The organism is Nocardioides sp. (assembly GCF_036493135.1).
Classification (GTDB): domain Bacteria; phylum Actinomycetota; class Actinomycetes; order Propionibacteriales; family Nocardioidaceae; genus Nocardioides.
In genome coordinates this window covers 15081-32571 of record NZ_DASXQG010000091.1, presented here as the reverse complement: position 1 = coordinate 32571, position 17491 = coordinate 15081, and the positions used below count along the sequence as shown (strand labels likewise).

Annotated in this window: 14 protein-coding genes and 2 tRNA genes; 3 read left to right on the top strand and 13 right to left on the bottom strand. The window is 70.2% G+C overall.

The window, feature by feature from the left end; genetic code table 11:
- On the top strand, positions 1-1257 hold a 1257-nt coding region (locus VGJ24_RS17570), incomplete at its 5' end, for a class I tRNA ligase family protein (RefSeq protein ID WP_331501938.1).
- A 305-nt stretch (positions 1258-1562) separates the two neighbouring features.
- On the opposite strand, the gene clpX is transcribed toward VGJ24_RS17570, so the two are convergent.
- From clpX to VGJ24_RS17515, 11 genes are all read right to left on the bottom strand, one after another.
- Positions 1563-2843: an ATP-dependent Clp protease ATP-binding subunit ClpX gene (clpX, locus tag VGJ24_RS17565; RefSeq protein WP_331501937.1), complete on the bottom strand. Its 1281-nt coding sequence runs from the start codon at positions 2841-2843 to the stop codon at positions 1563-1565.
- Between the two features lie 159 nt (positions 2844-3002).
- Complete coding sequence (locus VGJ24_RS17560) at positions 3003-3611, bottom strand: ATP-dependent Clp protease proteolytic subunit (RefSeq protein WP_331501936.1); 609 nt, start codon at positions 3609-3611, stop codon at positions 3003-3005.
- A complete protein-coding gene (locus VGJ24_RS17555; RefSeq protein WP_331501939.1) occupies positions 3611-4216 on the bottom strand; it encodes an ATP-dependent Clp protease proteolytic subunit in 606 nt (201 codons plus the stop codon). The genes VGJ24_RS17560 and VGJ24_RS17555 overlap by 1 nt, the downstream gene beginning before the upstream one ends.
- Before the next feature lie 55 nt (positions 4217-4271).
- On the bottom strand, positions 4272-5519 hold the full coding sequence (locus VGJ24_RS17550) for a hypothetical protein (protein WP_331501935.1): 1248 nt from the start codon (positions 5517-5519) through the stop codon (positions 4272-4274).
- Positions 5520-5525: 6 nt separating this feature from the next.
- Positions 5526-6923, bottom strand: a complete 1398-nt coding sequence (tig, locus tag VGJ24_RS17545; protein WP_331501934.1) for a trigger factor — start codon at positions 6921-6923, stop codon at positions 5526-5528.
- Positions 6924-7032: 109 nt separating this feature from the next.
- Positions 7033-9324 carry a bifunctional diguanylate cyclase/phosphodiesterase gene (locus VGJ24_RS17540; protein ID WP_331501933.1) on the bottom strand — a complete coding sequence of 764 codons (2292 nt, stop codon included), beginning with the start codon at positions 9322-9324 and terminating at the stop codon, positions 7033-7035.
- Positions 9325-9388: 64 nt separating this feature from the next.
- A tRNA-Pro gene (locus tag VGJ24_RS17535) sits at positions 9389-9464 on the bottom strand.
- Positions 9465-9512: 48 nt separating this feature from the next.
- Positions 9513-9583: transfer RNA gene (locus tag VGJ24_RS17530), tRNA-Gly, on the bottom strand.
- Between the two features lie 118 nt (positions 9584-9701).
- Complete coding sequence (locus tag VGJ24_RS17525) at positions 9702-10799, bottom strand: PP2C family protein-serine/threonine phosphatase (RefSeq protein WP_331501932.1); 1098 nt, start codon at positions 10797-10799, stop codon at positions 9702-9704.
- 29 nt (positions 10800-10828) lie between these two features.
- Positions 10829-11674, bottom strand: coding sequence for an Fpg/Nei family DNA glycosylase (locus VGJ24_RS17520; RefSeq protein ID WP_331501931.1), 846 nt, complete (start codon positions 11672-11674; stop codon positions 10829-10831).
- On the bottom strand, positions 11667-12161 hold the full coding sequence (locus VGJ24_RS17515) for a ribose-5-phosphate isomerase (RefSeq protein WP_331501930.1): 495 nt from the start codon (positions 12159-12161) through the stop codon (positions 11667-11669). The genes VGJ24_RS17520 and VGJ24_RS17515 overlap by 8 nt, the downstream gene beginning before the upstream one ends.
- A gap of 57 nt (positions 12162-12218) precedes the next feature.
- Between VGJ24_RS17515 and VGJ24_RS17510 the strand changes: the two genes are divergently transcribed.
- Both VGJ24_RS17510 and VGJ24_RS17505 read left to right on the top strand, forming a co-directional pair.
- Complete coding sequence (locus tag VGJ24_RS17510; RefSeq protein ID WP_331501929.1) at positions 12219-13526, top strand: hypothetical protein; 1308 nt, start codon at positions 12219-12221, stop codon at positions 13524-13526.
- Between the two features lie 48 nt (positions 13527-13574).
- Positions 13575-14855, top strand: coding sequence for a GNAT family N-acetyltransferase (locus VGJ24_RS17505; RefSeq protein WP_331501928.1), 1281 nt, complete (start codon positions 13575-13577; stop codon positions 14853-14855).
- A gap of 27 nt (positions 14856-14882) precedes the next feature.
- On the opposite strand, the gene metG is transcribed toward VGJ24_RS17505, so the two are convergent.
- Together metG and VGJ24_RS17495 are read right to left on the bottom strand one after the other, a co-directional pair.
- Positions 14883-16691 (bottom strand): methionine--tRNA ligase, encoded by a 1809-nt coding sequence (gene metG / locus VGJ24_RS17500; protein ID WP_331501927.1) that lies wholly within the window; start codon positions 16689-16691, stop codon positions 14883-14885.
- Between the two features lie 42 nt (positions 16692-16733).
- A complete protein-coding gene (locus VGJ24_RS17495) occupies positions 16734-17369 on the bottom strand; it encodes a disulfide bond formation protein DsbA (protein WP_331501926.1) in 636 nt (211 codons plus the stop codon).
- Positions 17370-17491: the final 122 nt, after the last annotated feature.

The window sequence follows — 17491 nt, the reverse complement described above, 5'->3', positions numbered from 1 at the left end:
GACTGGCTGATCAGCCGGCAGCGCTACTTCGGCGTGCCGTTCCCCGTCTGGTATCCGCTGGACGCCGAGGGCGAGCCGCTCCACGACCGGCTGATCGCGGCGTCGGAGGACTCACTCCCGATCGACCCGTCGCAGGACGTCCCCCCCGGGTACGACGATTCGCAGCGCGGGCAGCCGGGAGGCTTCGTCGGCGACCCCGACGTGATGGACACCTGGGCCACCTCCTCGTTGACGCCGCAGATCGCGGGCGGCTGGGAGCGCGATCCCGATCTGTGGCGGCGCGTGTACCCGATGGACCTGTGCTCCCAGGCGCACGACATCATCCGCACCTGGCTCTTCTCGCGCGTCGTCCGCGCGCACTTCGAGGACGGCACCGTCCCCTGGTCGCACGCGATGATCTCGGGCTTCGTGCTCGACCCCGACCGCAAGAAGATGAGCAAGTCGCGTGGCAGCGTCTCGACACCGAGCGACCTGCTCGCGCAGTACGGCACCGACGCGATCCGCTGGCGCGCCGCCTCCCTGCGACCCGGGCTCGACAGCGCGTTCGACGAGAAGCCGCTCAAGGACGGGCGCCGGCTGGCGATGAAGATCCTGAACGCCTCGAGGTTCGTGCTCGGCAACGTCGGCGCCACCGCCCCCGACCCGGCCGCGGTCACCGAGCCGGTCGACCGCGCCCTGATCGCCCGGCTCGCGGAGGTGATCGAGAGGTCGACGGCGGCGTTCGACGCCTACGACTACACCACCGCGCTCGAAACGGCCCAGAAGTTCTTCTGGGAGTTCTGCGACGACTACCTCGAGCTGGTCAAGGAGCGGGCGTACGACGAGGCCGGCGGCGTCGCGACTGAGTCGGCGAGGGCCACCCTCGCGCTGGCGCTCCGGATCCAGCTCCGGCTGCTCGCGCCGGTGGTCCCGTTCGTGACCGAGGAGGTCTGGTCCTGGTGGCAGGACGGCTCGATCCACCGCGCCCCGTGGCCGGAGGTCTCCGAGATCGGCGACATCGACGGTGACGCGACGGCTCTGGACGCCGTGGCCGCGGCCCTGATCGGGATCAGGGGTGCCAAGTCGCAGGCCAAGGTGTCGATGCGGCATGCGCTCTCGGCGGTGGAGTTCAGCGGCCCGGAGGTGGCGCTGGCGGCCGTCCGGCTCGCCGAGGCCGACCTCGTCCGCGCGGGCCGGATCACGGCCGCACCGACGTACGTGACCGCCGACGGTGAGCTGTCGGTGGCGGCGACGGTGGCCGCAGAGGACCAGGCCTGACCCGACCGCCCTCAGGGGTTGGCGCTCGCGGGGACCTGGTCGGGATCGAGCCAGCCGGGCGCCGCGTGGCTGCGCACAGACGTCACCAGCAGGATGGCTGCGACGATGGCGATGACGACAAAAGCCGCCAGTGGCCCTCTGCGATCGGCCCCCACTACGCGTCCCCCCTCAGGACCAGTGACGGTGCGCGATCAGTCTTCCGGTCGGGATGGTCGCAGCGGGAGTGCCGGCGCCCGAAATGAGCGGAAAATGGCCTGAACGGACTACCCCCGACACTGGGGCAGGCCGGGCCGACGCGGTCTGCGTCAGGCGGACTTCTTCTTCTTCGCCTCGGACTCGCGCGGCAGGAGGGTCGGGGCCACGTCGTCGACCACGACCTCCTCGGTGACGACGACCTTGCCGATGTCTTCGCGGGAGGGTACGTCGTACATCACGTGGAGGAGGACCTCCTCCAGGATCGCCCGCGCACCGCGGGCGCCGGTGCCGCGCTCAAGCGCCTTGACGGCGACCGCTCGGATGGCTTCGTCGGTGAACTCCAGGGTGACCTCGTCGAGCTCGAACAGCTTCTGGTACTGCTTGACGAAGGCGTTGCGCGGGACCGTGAGGATCTCCATCAACGCGTCGACGTCGAGCTTCTTGACCGTCGCGACCATCGGGAGCCGGCCGATGAACTCGGGGATCAGGCCGAACCTCGTGAGGTCCTCGGGCCGCACCTGAGCCAGCAGGTCGTCGGAGTCGCGCTCCTCGGCGCCCTTGACCTCGGCGGTGAAGCCGAGGGTCTTCTTGCCGACCCGCTGCTCGATGATGTGCTCCAGACCGGCGAAGGCACCGCCCACGATGAACAGGATGTTCGTCGTGTCGATCTGGATGAACTCCTGGTGGGGGTGCTTCCGGCCGCCCTGCGGCGGCACCGATGCGGTGGTGCCCTCGATGATCTTCAGGAGGGCCTGCTGCACGCCCTCACCGGAGACGTCGCGGGTGATCGAGGGGTTCTCCGCCTTGCGGGCGACCTTGTCGATCTCGTCGATGTAGATGATCCCGGTCTCGGCCTTCTTCACGTCGTAGTCGGCGGCCTGGATCAGCTTCAGCAGGATGTTCTCGACGTCCTCGCCGACGTAGCCCGCCTCGGTCAGAGCCGTCGCATCGGCGATCGCGAACGGGACGTTGAGCATCCGCGCCAGGGTCTGGGCGAGGTAGGTCTTGCCGCACCCCGTCGGACCGATCACCAGGATGTTGGACTTGGCGACCTCGACCGACTCCTCCTTGGAGTGCTTGGCCGTGGCCTGCAGACCGGCCTGGACCCGCTTGTAGTGGTTGTAGACCGCGACCGCGAGGGTCTTCTTGGCGCGCTCCTGGCCGATCACGTAGGAGTTGAGGAACTCGAAGATCTCGCGGGGTTTGGGCAGCTCGTCGAGGCTGACCTCACTGCCTTCGGCGAGCTCCTCCTCGATGATCTCGTTGCACAGGTCGATGCACTCGTCGCAGATGTAGACGCCCGGACCTGCGATCAGCTTCTTGACCTGCTTCTGGCTCTTCCCGCAGAACGAACACTTCAGCAGGTCGCCTCCGTCACCGATACGTGCCACGGGCGGTCATCCTCCGGTTCGGCCGGCCTGGTGCCGGTGGTGTCCTCTGCTGCTCGGGCGAGTCCTTCGACGGTACATCTTCGGGCCCTTGTTGACAGGACCCCACGCGCGATCTTTGCCTGGCGGCCGGCCCTCCGTGGGCAGACGCGCCGTGGGTCCTCACGCGAGTGCGGGCGCGATCGATCGCGAGCTCAGGACCGCGTCGATGAGTCCGTAGTCCACCGCCTGCTCGGCGGTGAGGATCTTGTCGCGCTCGATGTCGCGGCTGACCGCTTCTTGGTCCTTGCCGGACGCGTCCGCGATCATCTTCTCCAGGAGCCCACGCATCCGGATGATCTCGTTGGCCTGGATCTCGAGGTCGGAGATCTGGCCGCCGGTGCCCTCGGTGTAGGGCTGGTGGATCAGGATCCGGCTGTTCGGCAGGGCGAGTCGCTTGCCCGGCGTACCGGCGGCCAGGAGCACGGCCGCGGCGGACGCGGCCTGGCCCAGGCAGACGGTCTGGACGTCGGGCTTGATGAACTTCATGGTGTCGTAGATCGCCGTCAACGCGGTGAAGGAGCCACCGGGACTGTTGATGTAGATCTGGACGTCCTGGTCGGGGTTCATCGACTCCAGGCAGAGCAGCTGCGCCATCACGGCGTTCGCCACGTCGTCGGAGATCGGGGTGCCGAGGAAGATGATGCGGTCCTCGAAGAGCTTGCCGTAGGGGTCGATCCGGCGGAAGCCGTACGACGTGCGCTCCTCCCACTGCGGAATGTAGTAGTTCATCAGTCCTCATTCCGGGCCGGACGGCCCTCGTCGCTGGCCTCGGCGGCGCTGGTGATCACGTGGTCGATGAAGCCGTACTCGAGCGCCTGCTGCGGTGTGAACCACCGGTCACGATCGGAGTCGAGCTCGATCTGGTCGATGGTCTGCCCGGTGTGCTGGGCCTGTAGCTCGGTGAGCTGCTTCTTCAGCAGCAGGCTCTGCTCGGCCTGGATCTTGATGTCGGACGCCGAGCCGCCGATGCCGCCGCTGGGCTGGTGCATCATGATCCGGGCGTGGGGCAGGGCGTAGCGCTTGCCCTTGGACCCCGCGCAGAGCAGGAACTGGCCCATGGACGCCGCCAGGCCCATGCCGACCGTCGCGACGTCGTTGGGGATGTAGTTCATGGTGTCGTAGATCGCCATCCCGGCGTCGACCGAGCCGCCCGGGCTGTTGATGTGCAGGAAGATGTCGGCCTTCTGGTCCTCGGCGGAGAGCAGGAGCAGCTGGGCGCAGATCGCGTTGGCGTTCTGATCGCGGACCTCGGAGCCGAGGAAGATGATCCGCTCCTTGAGCAGCCGCTGGTAGATGTGGTCGTCGAGGCCGTAGCCGGCGGCGCCACCGTTCATCTGCGCGCTCCGCTGCGGGAAATCTGTGGGCGAGTAGTCGTTCACGAGGCCGACCCTAGCCGGATCGGGCGGTGCTTCCACGCGTGTCGGGGCGCTGTTCGCCGACAGCAGATTCGGCGGTCTCTCCCAGCCACACGCGCAGCGCCCGGTGTACGCGCGGGTGGTTGAGCAGGTCGAAGTGCCCGGCTCGCGGGAGGTGCAGTCGGTCGGCGTCCGGGAACAGCCCGGGGTGGCTGTACGACCGGCCTGGTGACGCGCCGTACGCCGAGGGCTGGCGCACCAGCAGGTCGCCGAGCACCCAGCCGACCGGGTGATGCGGCGATCGACTGAGCGTCGCGGAGACCAGGTGGTAGCGCACGTGCGGCAGCGCCGGCGCCTCGTCGCCGAGGCCGGCGACGAGGTCGAGCACCCCGACCGAGCGCTGGTCGAGGATCCGACCGAACGCTGCGGACTCCGGCAGGCGCCCGAGCGCCCGCGAGCCCCGCCCGACCCCGCCCGCCAGCGGCGCGCCGAAGTGGGGGGTGCCGAGAGTGATGACGTTGGTGAGCAGGTCGGTCCACGGCTCGTCCGCGTCGGTGGCGACCGCGCCGGCGGCGCGGACCACGAGGCCGCCCATCGAGTGGCCGATGAAGGCGAGCCGCTCGACCGGCACCGGCCAGGCCCCGACCAGGTCCTCGACGAGGGCGGCGAGTGCGACGCCGTTCTCGCGGAGCGAGAGGCCGGAGTTGGCACGGAGGAGCACCGGGGTCCACCCGAGCTCGGCCAGCGTGTCGGCGTACGTCGTGCGGAGCCGGTCGCGGTGACGGTCGAACGCCGACTCGTCCTCGGACCACCCGTGCAGGAGCAGCGCCACCCGGCCGGTCGCCGACGGGAACGCCGTCTCCAGCGCGTCGGTGCGGAGCGGTACGTCGCGACCGTCACGGCGTACGGCGAGCGGGACGGCCAGCCGCGGGCGCTCCCGGGCCAGCCGGTCGCCGATCATGCCGTTCACGGCGGCGTTGACGAGCCGCCCACGGGGGGTGTCCTCGAGACCCGGCCCGAGATCGCGCTCGGCGAGCGCCCCCAGACCACGGGACACCGCCCGGAGTCCCACGCCCAGCCCGGCGTACACACTCCCGGCGATGCCGCGATGGACCAGCTCCGGGACGCGCGAGGCGCCGTGCGCGGGACGGCGCACCGCACCGTGCACGCGGTCGGCCCAGGCCAGATGCGTGTCACGGACCGTGCCCACGACCACCTCGTCGGCCACCGCGGCGAGCAGCGCCGCGGCGTCGAGCAGGCGGGGACCCGGCGAGACCGTCACCAGACCTCAGGCCTGCGTGGGTTCCTCGTCGGGCTCGGCGTCGCCATCGGCCTCGTCATCGGCCTCGGCCGGGTCACCGAGCGTGCCGTCCGGGCGGAGGTTCTTCAGGTCGACCACGTTGCCGGAGCCGTCGGTCACCGTCGCACTCTCCACGATCTGCGCGAGCGCCTTGCCGCGGCGGATCTCCGCGACCAGCTCGGGGATGTGGTTGTGCTCGAACATGTGGTTGGCGAACTCCTGCGGGTCCTGGCCGGACTGCTGGGCCCGCCGCACCATGTGCTCGGTCAGCTCCTGCTGGTCGACGCCCAGCTCGAGCTGGCCGGCGACCTCGTCGAGGACGAACTGCGCCGCGACCGCGTCGCGGACCCGGCGCTCGAGGTCGGCCTCGAACTCCTCCTGGGTCTGGCCCTCGTCCTCGAGGTACTTGTCGAGCGTGATGCCGGCGAAGGAGAGCTGCTGCTCGATGCTGCCTCGGCGCTCGGTCAGCTCGTCGGCCACCATCGACTCGGGCAGGGGCACCTCGATCTGGTCGAGCAGCCGCTCGAGGACCGCGTCCCGCGCAGCTGCCGCCTGCTCCAGGCGCTTGCCGTTGCCGAGCCGGCTGCGGACATCGTCGGTCAGCTCGTCGGCGGTGTCGAACTCCGAGGCGAGCTGGGCGAACTCGTCGTCGTACGCCGGCAGCTCCTGCTCCTGCACCTGCGAGACCTTGACCTGGACCTCGACGTCCTGGCCGACGAGGTCGCCGCCGACCAGCTGGGAGGTGAAGGTCTTGTCGTCGCCGGCGCCCATGCCGACCAGCGCGTCGTCGAGACCCTCGAGAATGCCGCCACGGCCGACCCGGTAGGACATGTCGCTGACCTCGGCGCCGTCGACCGGCTCGCCGTTCTGGGTCGCGACGAGGTCGAGAGTGACGAAGTCGCCGTCGGCGGCGGGACGCTCGACGTCGGTGAGGCTGCCGAAGCGCTCGCGAAGCGCCTGGACCTGCTCGTCCACGTCGTCGTCGGAGACGGTCAGGTCCTCGACCTCGGCGCTGAGTCCGTGCCAGTCGGGGACCGTGATCTCGGGGCGTACGTCGACCTCGGCGGTGAACTCGATCGCCTCGTTGTCGTCGATCCGGGTGACCTCGACCTCGGGCTGGGCCAGCGGCTGGAGGTCGTGGGTCTGGAGCGCCTCGACGTACTTCTGCGGGACGACCTCGTTGATCGCCTGCTCCAGCACGGCGCCCCGCCCGACCTGGCGGTCGATCACCATCGGGGGGACCTTGCCGCGGCGGAAGCCGGGCACGTTGATCTGCTGGGCGATGGTCTTGTACGCCTTGTCGAGGCTCGGCTTGAGCTCCTCGAAGGGCACCTCGACGGTGAGCTTGGCCCGGGTGGGGCCCAAGGTCTCGACGGCGCTCTTCAATCCATGTCTCCTAGCTGGGGGAAGCCGCTCGCACGGCGTTCTCAGCCTAGGGCACCGCCGGGAACGCACCTAACCGAGCCGAGCGCCCGCAGACGGCCCGCGGACCGCCTCACGCGTACTCGTGCAGGCGCTCGGCAAGGCCGTTCCCGTCCGGGCCGACCCGGCACAGCAGCTCGTCCATCCCGACCGGCTCGCACACCAGGTGTCCTTGGATCAGGCTGACCCCCGCTCGGCGGGCGGCCAGCATCTGATCGGGGGTCTCGACGCCCTCGGCGACGGTGGTCAGCTTCAGCTCGCGCAGCGTGCGTACGACGTTCGAGAAGAGCAGGCGCGACTGCTCGTCGTCCGCGGTGATCAGGGACTTGTCGATCTTCACGACGTCCCAGCCCCACTTGTTCAGCAGGCTGAACGTCGCGTAGCCGGCCCCGAAGTCGTCGATCGCCAGCCCCATCCCCCGCTTCTTGAGTCGCTCCGCGAGCAGGTCGTGCTGGCTGGTCCAGCGGCCGTAGCTGCGTTCGGACAGCTCCAGCACCAGCTGGACACCCCGCTCACCCAGCGATCTGCTGAGCCGCTCGAAGACGGGGTTGTCGACACGGAACTGCTCGAACTCGAGGTTCACGGTGAGGTGCAGCGGCGCCGCCACTCGATGCGCGAGCGCATTCATGGCATCGAGCGCCTCCTCGCCGATCTTGGCCGTCAGCTCGTCCAGCGTCTGCTGGCGCGCGGCGGAGCTGACCAGGGTGAGCGGGGAGACCTCGCCGAGCTCGGGGTCGGTGGCGCGGAGCAGCGCCTCGCATCCCCACAGGGCGCCCGAACGAGCGTCGAGGATCGGCTGGAAGGCGACGGCGGTGGCGCCCTCGCCCAGCATGCTCGACACCAGGTCCTTCTCGTCCCGGGACGCCGATGCCGCGCGGCCGGCACGTTTGGCCTCGCGCATGTGCTCCTCGGCGACCCGCATCACGTCGTCGAACGAGTCGTCGATGGCGTCACTGACCCCGACTCCCACGCTGACGTGGACGGTGATCAACCGGCCCGCGACCGCAATCGGCGCGGTCACCGCCTCGACCAGCCCCTGCACGTGGGCGGCCACGGTGTCGCGGTCGACGCCGCGCAGCAGCAGCGCGAACTCGTCGCCGGCGAAGCGCGCGACCGCCGCCGTCGGGGGCGCCGCCTCCTGCAACCGGCCGGCGATCTCGCACAGCACCTGGTCGGCGTCGAAGTGACCGAGCTCCTCGTTGAGCTGCTTGAACTTGTCGAGATCCAGGAACAGCAGCGCCAGCACCTCGCCCTGGGCGCGCGCACGGATGGCCTGCTCGGCGAGCTCGACGAACATCGGGTAGTTCCAGAGCCCGGTCATCGCGTCGGTGACGCTGCGCAGCCGGAGACCGGCCTCGCGGAGGTCGACCGAGCGCGACACGCTGGCCATCGCCGCGACCGCCTCCAGCAGGCGTTGGTCGGCCTCGGTGTAGGCCCGGTCGCCGGGCATCCGACGCAGTACCAGGTAGCGCACCTCGTCGATGGAGGCGCTGAGCGAGCCCGGCGGCCCGGTGCGGGGGACGATGTCCGCCGTCGCGCTGCGGATCGCCGACCGGGCGAACCTGATCACGAGCCGGTCGTTCTCGTCGGCCGGCCAGGGCAGGTTCGTCGCCGCCTCCGAGAGCACCGCCACTCCTCGGATCAGGTTCTGACTCATGCTGTAGCCGATCAGGGTGGCGACGACGAGGCTCAGCCCCATCACCGCGACCTCTGCGTTCCCGGTGCTGCTCGGCGCGGTGTACGTACGACGCAGCGCGGCGATGAACACCGAGGCGAAGTACAGGCCGAACAGCGCCAGCGCCGTCGACGACCTGTCCAACGCCTGCTGCGGGGACTGCTGACCGCGCAGCCGACGGCGTACCCAGAACACCAGGGCCTCGACCGCGACGAAGACCAGCAGTGCGACCAGGGTGCGGTCGAAGGGCCGCAGCCCGAAGTCGATGTATGACGCGACGGTCACCAGCGCCCAGCCGGCGACCACGTCGTCGGTTCCCCTCGGCAGGCCGTACCGCAGACCACCCTTGAAGGCGATCGAGCTGGCCAGCACGATGAGCGCCCAGACCGGGAAGATGTGGCTGTCGGCGCCGAGACTGCTCGCGAACAGCACCGCCGCACTCAGCCCGATGACGTTGGCCTCGGCGTCGCGCGACACCGTGATGCTGTAGCGGGCGAGCAGCGGGAGACTCAGCAGACCGATCACCGAGACCGGTTGCCAGTCGGGTGGGCCGTACTCGTGCCACTTCCAGAACCCCTGCGCGATGGCGGCGAGCGCCAGCACCGTGAGACAGGCGTCGAAGACGACGAGCCTGCGCGGGGTGGGGGGAGACGCGGTCGACGTCAGCGCGGCTACCGGGGGGATGGGCACTCGCCCAGTGTGCAGGCCCGGATGGCCCCGCCGCCGACGTTCGGCGAGATACGCGGTTGGTCGGTGGTCGGGGCGACAGGACTCGAACCTGCGATCTCCTGCTCCCAAAGCAGGCGCGCTAGCCACTACGCTACGCCCCGGTTCGGCGACTCCCGGAGACCCCCGGAAGGGCTCTGGAACCGCCTGCGAGCGGACGACGGGAATCGAACCCGCGTCATCAGTTTGGAAGACTGAGGCTCTACCATTGAGCTACGTCCGCGCATCGCCCGCGGAGCGGGTTACCCCTCCCGCGAGACGCGCGAGGTCATGGTGCCACACCGGCCGCGACGCTTCCGAATCCCTTGCCGCACGCCGCCGCGCGAGCACGCGTCGTACCGTCAGTCGCGCCAGACCAGCAGCAGGGCCCGGTCATCGGACCGGCCGCCCACCGAGTCGACCAGGGTCTTGGCACCCCCGGCGAAGTTGCTGCGCAGGCGACGATCGGCCTGGCCGATCAGGCGGTCGATGCCGATCCCGATGTCGGTGGTGCGGGTCTCGACCATGCCGTCGGTGTAGAGCATCAGCGCGTCACCGGAACGGAGCACGCCACCCGCCTCGTGGAAGTCGGCGTCGGGGATCAGGCCGAGCATCGGACCCTCGGACTCCAAGGGCGTCCAGCGACCGGCCCCGGCGCGCCAGTGCAGGGCCGGCGGGTGCCCGGCGGTCCAGACGGCGAACGCCCCCGACGCCATGTCGACGCTGAGGTGCACGGCCGTGGCGAAGCCGTCCTGCCAGGGGTGGTTGAGCAGATAGGCGTTCGTGGCCGGCAGGAACTCCCGCGGCTCCAACGCCGTCACCAGCCCTCCCATCGCCCCGGCGAGGAGCAGGGCTCGGGTGCCCGCGCGGTCGCCCTTGCCGGACACGTCGACCACGGACACGTCGAGCCGACCCGAGTCGACGTCGCCCACGACGAAGAAGTCGCCGGAGAATCGGGTGCCGCCGGCCGACCGGATGACCGACTCGGCGTGCCAGGGCTCAGACAGCGCGGGCAGCACTCCTTGACCCTGGATGCGGTCGCTGAGGTCGACCAGCATCGACTCGCCCATGCTCCCGGCGATGCCGAGCCGGGAGCGGCGGAACGAGCCGATCATGATGATGAAGGCCAGGAGGAACAGCACGCCGATCGAGACGACGCTGCGCAGGGTGAGGCTCGGCAGCTTCGGCAGCGCCAGGGTCAGCAGCACCAGGTTGTAGATGATGAACCACGGGAGCGCCCGCGGCGCGAGGAACAACCCACCCATGACCATCGGCAGGACGATGACGGTGATCGGCGCCCACTTGGGGACCGCCACCATCGCGGCCCCGACCAGGGTCGCCAGCACGAACAAGCTGACGAGCACCAACCGCTCGGGCTCGGAGCCCCCCACCAGGAATGCGCTCCAACGGCGCCGCGAGCGAGCCGTCGCGGGCCGTCGCCCGGCAGAAGGTGCGGTCATGGTCAAGGCACCGTCCTTCGATGAGGGGTTCACTGTAGAGCCCGCGAGCGGAACTTGCGCTGGCAGTTCGGGCACCAGAAGACGTTGCGCCCCACCAGCACGGCCGTGCGCACGATGCTGCCGCACACCAGGCACGGCTGCCCGGTACGTCGATAGACGTAGACCTCGCCGCCGTGGTCGTCGACGCGGGGCGGCCGCCCCATGGCCTCGGGGGTGTGCTCGGGCCGCACGGTGTCGATCCGGCCCGTTCGCACGCCCTCGGCCATCAGCTCCACGAGGTCGGCCCACATCGCCCGCCACTGCCCGACGCGAAGCGTGCGCCCCGGCCGAAGGGGGTGGATGTGATGCCGGAACAGCACCTCGGCCCGGTAGACGTTGCCGACCCCGGCGAGCACCGCCTGGTCCATCAGCAGGTCGCCGACGGCACGAGGACTCCTCGAGATGCGCGCCCAGGCCCGGCTCGGGTCGGCGTCGGCCCGCAGCGGATCGGGGCCGAGCTTCCCGACGATCTCGTCGCGGCGGGTGGAGGTGACCAGCGCGCACTGCGTGGCCCCGCGCAGGTCGGCGTACGACGTGCGGCCGCCGCCCCCGATCAGCCGCAACCGCACCTGACCGACCGGTGCCGGGACCTCGCTGACCCCGCGGTGCACGTCGAAGCCACCGATCAACCCGAGGTGCACGTGTACGACGCGGTCGGCGTCGAAGTCGAGGAACAGGTGCTTCCCGGCCGACTCTGCGACCAGCAGCGTCGACCCGTCGAGCTGCGTGGCCTCGGTGTCGAAGCGACCCTGCGGACTGCTCACGCGCACCGGGTGCCCGGCGAAGGCATCGGTGAGCTCGGTGGCCAGCCGGTGCAGGGTGTGACCCTCAGGCACGGTCCTCCCCCAGCGCGCCGGCCGGCAGAGGTGGCAGGTCGCCGGTCTGCTCGTAGTCGGCGAGCATCGCGATCCGGCGCACGTGGCGCTGCTCGCCGGTGAACGCCGTCGCCAGGAACAGGTCGACGAAGTGGGTCATCTCGTCGAGGGTGTGCATCCGGCCGCCGACCGAGATCACGTTCGCGTCGTTGTGCTGCCGGGCCAGGACCGCGGTCTCCTCGCTCCACACGAGGGCGGCTCGGACGCCCTTCACCTTGTTCGCCGCGATCTGCTCGCCGTTGCCGGAGCCACCGATGACGACGCCCAGGCTCCCCGCGTCGGCGACCACGGCCTCCGCCGCGCGCAGGCAGAACACGGGGTAGTCATCGACGGCGTCGTAGACGAGGGCCCCGTGGTCGACAGGCTCGTGGCCCTGCGCACGGAGGTGGCCGATCAGTTGTTGCTTCAGGTCGAGACCCGCGTGGTCGGAGCCGAGGTGGACGCGCATGGCGCACATCGTGCCAGCCCGCACCCACGGCGGGAATCGCTCGTCTACAGTCCTGGCATGCTGCGACGCCTCGGGGCGAGCTCACTCGCCCTGGCGGGCGCCGTCACGCTCCTCGCCGGCTGCGGCGCGGGCGGCTCCTCGTCGGCCGCTCCGCCCGACGCGACCGCTCCCCCGAGCTCGTCAGACGTCGGCCGGAGCGCGCCCTTCGACCCGACGCGCCAGGACTTCCGTGCGATCCGGAGGGTCATGGCCGCGCAGGCCAAGGCGGTCGTCGCCGGCGACGAAAAGGGGTTCGTGGCGACGGTCGACCCCCAGCAGCCCGACCTGGTCGCCCGGCAACGGGTGCTGTTCGACAACCTCCGGCAGCTCGACGTCACCCACCTGGCGTACGCCGTCGACACCTCGGCGCTGGTGCCGGCCCGCGTTCCGGGCGGTGACCCGGTCTTCCACCCCGTGGTCGTCGAGCACCTGCAGCTGGCGCAGACGCTATCGGAACCGGTGTCCAACCCCGTCGACATGACGTTCGTACGGCGGCACGGCCACTGGCTGGTGGGGGCGGTCAGCCAGCCGGAGGACAGCGGCCACTTCGACTCGCCCCAGGAGCGCCCCTGGTACGGCGTCCCCGTCGTGGCGCGCCGCGACGGTGCGCTCACCGTCATCGTCGACGCGTCCGCCGCCGACTCGCTCGACCGGCTCACCACGGCCATCCGCGACGACATCACCTACGACGCGCACCTCCTCGGCGTGCCCGCGTCGTACCGCGTGCTGGTGGACGCGACCACGAACGGGCTGGCCTACGACTTCAGCTCCGTCTCGCGGGAGGAGGCGGCGGCCGTGACGTTCGGGCTCACGGCATCGGACCGGCTCGGCAACCACGTCACCGGCCCGGCCGGCACCGCGATCAAGGTCAACCCGAACCTCGTCGACGACGTCGTGTCGGACACCGGGATCCTGCGCCACGAGCTCACCCACTACCTGTTGCGTGAGTATTCCGGCAGCAACCCCAAGCGGCTCACCGAGGGCGTCGCGACCTGGGTGGAGTACTACCCGGACGACTTCTCGGCCCTGCAGGTGCCTGCCACGCTGTACCGCTCCGTGATGCATGCAGACCGAGCCCTGCCGAGCATCGGTCTGTTCAACACCGACCCGACCGTCAACTACCCCGTCTCGCAGGCCGCGGTCGCCTGGCTCGTCGACCATGGCGGCGTCGCGAAGCTCATCGAGCTGATGAAGGCCTACCGGGCCCAGTACCAGGACGTGAATGCCGACGCGCTCACCCCGAGGCTCTTCCGGCAGGTGTACGGCGTGAACGAGGCCGACGTCGTGCAGGGCGCGTTCGCGAAGCTGGCCGAGCTGCAGCACTGACGGACAAAGTCGTTGGACAGCCCTCCGCGGCACGGGTTTCCTGGTGGCATGGCCGAGAAGCAGCGCCCGGAGATCCGCGTGGAGCGTGCGACGGACGATGCCCGCTACCTGGCCACCGACAAGCTGGTCTGGTTCGACAGCGTCAGTAGCGACCCGCTCGACCTGCAGCTGCGGGGCGTTCCCGCGGACCAGCGGTTCTACGCCGAGGTCGTGGGCGCGGAGGTCGACCCCGCGACGTACCCCGGCATCTACGGCGTGCGCCCGATGGAGCTCTCGGTGCCCGACGGGGCCGGTGCCGGCCGCGTCGTCCCCGTAGCCGGTCTCACCTGGGTGGGCGTCCACCCCGACCACCGCCGTCGCGGACTGCTGACCGCGATGCTCGAGCACCACTTCGAGCAGGCGCGTCGCGAGGGGCTTCACCTGTCGGCGCTGCACGCCAGCGAGCCCGGGATCTACGGCCGGCACGGCTACGGGCTGGCGTCCTGGGAGCTGACGATCGAGGTCGGGCGGGGCTCGACGTTCACGGCCCCGCACCTCGAGGACGAGGCCGGCGCCATCGTGACCCGGCTCGGCACCGTGACCGACGACGGCGTCGACCAACGGCGCCGCCGCATCGACCTCGACCTGATGGCCACCAACGTCGGCACCATCGTCGGCAACGAGGCGTTCTACGCCGAGCTCGGGCACGTGACCGCAGAGGAGACGCGCGACAGCGAGCCGCCACGGATCCTGTTCGCGATCCGCGACGGGCGCGACGTCGGGTACGTCGTGTTCAAGCGCACGCACAAGTGGCCGAACTCGCGTCCCGCCGCCGAGGTGGCCGTGCGGCCGATCTCGGGCGGCCCGGTCGCGCGACTGGCCCTCCTGCGACGCGTGGTCGACCTCGACCTCTCCGGGACCGTCAAGGTCGACGGCGTCGCCGGCACGGACCCGATCCTGTCGTGGGTGCAGGGTCCGCGCGGGCTCGGTGGAGTGAACAGCTACGACAGCCTCTGGGTCCGGTTGGTCGACCTGCCGGAGTCCGTCGCGGCGCGCGGCTACGAGGCCGACTGCGACGTGGTGGTCGAGGTGGCCGACGCCTCGGCGCCCTGGAACGCCGGTCGCTGGCGGATCCGGGTCAAGGACGGCACCGGCGACGCGACGCGGACCGATGACGACGCCGAGGTCTCCCTGCCGGTGACGGCCCTGGGCGCGGCGTACCTCGGTGGCGCCAACCTCGCGGAGATGCACCGAGGTGGCGTGATCGCCGAGCACCGACCGGGCGCGGTCCGCGATCTCTGGCAGGCGTTCCGCACCGACGTCGGCCCGTACGCCACGCGCGGCTTCTGACCGCCGGCGTGCTGACGTCCCGAGCAGTCAGCCGGCGAACCTCGCCAGCTCCTCGTCGACGACTGCCGGGTCGAGCTTGGTGAAGACCGGCGTCGGCGGCTCGACCGTCGCGCCCACCGTCACCGGACGGCTCTCCCAGCGCGGCGTCGAGGAGTAGTCACCGGTGATGATCGGGTAGACGTGGAGGCCGGCGCCGTCGTCCGGGTCGAGGTCCTCGACGTGATCGATCCGCGGCATCGGCATGAACTCGCCCTGACCGCCGAAGACCGTCCATACCGCGTTGGCCGAGAACGGCAGGAACGGCGCCAGGATCGTGTTGCAGTCGAGCACGCACTGGGCCGCCACGTGCAGCACGGTCCCGAGCCGCTCGCGCTGCGAGTCGTCCTTCATCTTGTACGGCTCGGTGACGGTCAGGTACTTGTTCAGCTCGCCGACCACCCGCATCGCCTCGGCGGTGGCGCTGCGCAGCCGCTGTCGGCCGAGCAGGTCGCCGACGGTCGCGAACCCCGTACGGACGACCTCGAGCACCGCCTCGTCGACCGGCTCGAGCGTCGCCGCGGCGGGGATCTCGCCGAAGCTCTTCGCGATCATCGTGGCCGTCCGGTTGACCAGGTTGCCCCAACCGGCGACCAGCTCGGAGTTCGTGCGCAGCACGAAGTCCGCCCAGGTGAAGTCGGCGTCCGAGGTCTCCGGACCGGCCGCACAGATGTAGTAGCGCAGCGCGTCGGGCTGGTAGCGGGCGAGCATCTCGCCGACCAGGATCACGTGGCCGCGGCTGGTCGAGAACTGCTTGCTCTCCATCGTCATGAACTCGCTGGAGACCACCTCGGTCGGCAGCTGCAGGTCGCCGTACGGCCCCGGCTCCCCGCCCAGCGCGCCCTTCCCGTCGTACGCCAGGAGCTCGGCCGGCCAGATGACCGAGTGGAAGACGATGTTGTCCTTGCCCATGAAGTAGTAGGAGAGCGCCTCCGGGTCGTTCCACCAGTCGCGCCAGCGCTCGGGATCACCGATCCTGCGGGCCCACTCGATCGACGCCGACAGATAGCCGATGACGGCGTCGAACCAGACGTAGAACCGCTTGGTCGGGTTGTCCCGCCAGCCGTCGAGCGGGATCGGGATGCCCCAGTCGATGTCCCGGGTCATCGCCCGCGGGCGCAGGTCCTCGATCACGTTGAGGGAGAAGTTGATGACGTTCGGCCGCCAGGTGCCGCTCTCCTCGCGGCCCTTGAGGTACGTCGTGAGCGCGTCCGCCAGCTCCGGCAGGTCGAGGAAGAAGTGCTGCGTCTCCACGAACTCCGGTGTCTCGCCGTTGATCTTGCTCCGCGGGTTGATCAGGTCGGTCGGATCGAGCTGGTTGCCGCAGTTGTCGCACTGGTCGCCGCGCGCCTCGCCGTACCCGCAGATCGGGCAGGTGCCCTCGATGTAGCGGTCGGGCAGGGTGCGACCGGTCGACGGACTGACCGCGCCCTTGGCCGTGCGCTCGACCATGTAGCCGTTGCGGTGCACGGTGGTGAACAGCTCCTGGACGACCCGGTAGTGGTTCCCCGTCGTGGTGCGGGTGAACAGGTCGTAGGACAGGCCGAGGTCGACCAGGTCCTGGACGATCACCGCGTTGTTCTTGTCGGCCAGGTCCTTGGCGCTGACCCCCACGGCGTCGGCCGCGACCAGGATCGGTGTGCCGTGCTCGTCGGTGCCCGACACCATCAGTACGTCGTGCCCGGCCATCCTCATGTACCTGCTGAACACGTCGGAGGGCACGCCGAACCCGGCCACGTGGCCGATGTGGCGCGGGCCGTTGGCGTACGGCCAGGCGACGGCGGACAGGACATGACTCATGCCCAGCAGCCTAGTGAGCGAGAGCCAGCGGTGATCGCGCCGTCAGCTGAAGTCGAGCTCGCCGGTGCGGGTGCGCTTGATCTCGAAGAAGTACGGGAAGTCGGCGACCGCGATGGTGCCGTCCCAGAGCCGGCCGGCGTCCTCACCGCGCGGGATGCGGGTCAGCACCGGGCCGAAGAAGGCCGAACCGTTGACCGCGATCGTCGGGGTGCCCACCTCGTCGCCCACCCGGTCGATCGCCTCCTGGTGCGACGCGTGCAGGGCGTCGTCGTACGACGCATCGTCCATCGCCTCGACCAGCTCGGCCGGGAGTCCGGCGTCGGCCAGGGCGCCCTCGACCAGCTCGCGGCCGATCTCCTGCTTCTCGTGGTGGATGCGTTCTCCGAGCGCCGTGTAGAGCGGGAGCAGCGCGTCCGGCCCCAGCTTCTGCTCCGAGGCGATCAGCACGCGACCGACGGGAAGCCCTCGTGCGATCCGTGTCTGATAGTCGGGATCGAGGTCGCGGTCCTTGTTGAGGAAGTACAGGCTCATCACCCGCCACCGCACCCGCACGTCGCGGACCTGCTCGACCTCGAGCATCCAGCGCGACGTGATCCAGGCGAAGGGGCACAGCGGGTCGAACCAGAAGTCAGCGGTGTCGAGGGTGACGGGGCCGGTGGTCTCCGAGGTGGCGTCCATGTCGTGGGAACAAGTTGACGGGGTCGACCATTCCCGTCGCACACCAGATCCGGCCTCGACGTCCCGATCAGCCACGGACCCAGGATCGCTGGTCTGGATTCGTCATACAAACGTGTCCGAAC

Excerpts from the sequence above, each read along its gene's own strand:
- VGJ24_RS17560 (WP_331501936.1), bottom strand. The coding sequence starts at position 3,611 with ATGAACTACTACATTCCGCAGTGGGAGGAGCGCACGTCGTACGGCTTC.
- VGJ24_RS17555 (WP_331501939.1), bottom strand. The coding sequence starts at position 4,216 with ATGAACGGTGGCGCCGCCGGCTACGGCCTCGACGACCACATCTACCAG.
- VGJ24_RS17525 (WP_331501932.1), bottom strand. The coding sequence starts at position 10,799 with ATGACCGCACCTTCTGCCGGGCGACGGCCCGCGACGGCTCGCTCGCGG.
- VGJ24_RS17515 (WP_331501930.1), bottom strand. The coding sequence starts at position 12,161 with ATGCGCGTCCACCTCGGCTCCGACCACGCGGGTCTCGACCTGAAGCAA.
- VGJ24_RS17510 (WP_331501929.1), top strand. The coding sequence starts at position 12,219 with ATGCTGCGACGCCTCGGGGCGAGCTCACTCGCCCTGGCGGGCGCCGTC.
- VGJ24_RS17505 (WP_331501928.1), top strand. The coding sequence starts at position 13,575 with ATGGCCGAGAAGCAGCGCCCGGAGATCCGCGTGGAGCGTGCGACGGAC.
- metG (WP_331501927.1), bottom strand. The coding sequence starts at position 16,691 with ATGAGTCATGTCCTGTCCGCCGTCGCCTGGCCGTACGCCAACGGCCCG.
- VGJ24_RS17495 (WP_331501926.1), bottom strand. The coding sequence starts at position 17,369 with ATGGACGCCACCTCGGAGACCACCGGCCCCGTCACCCTCGACACCGCT.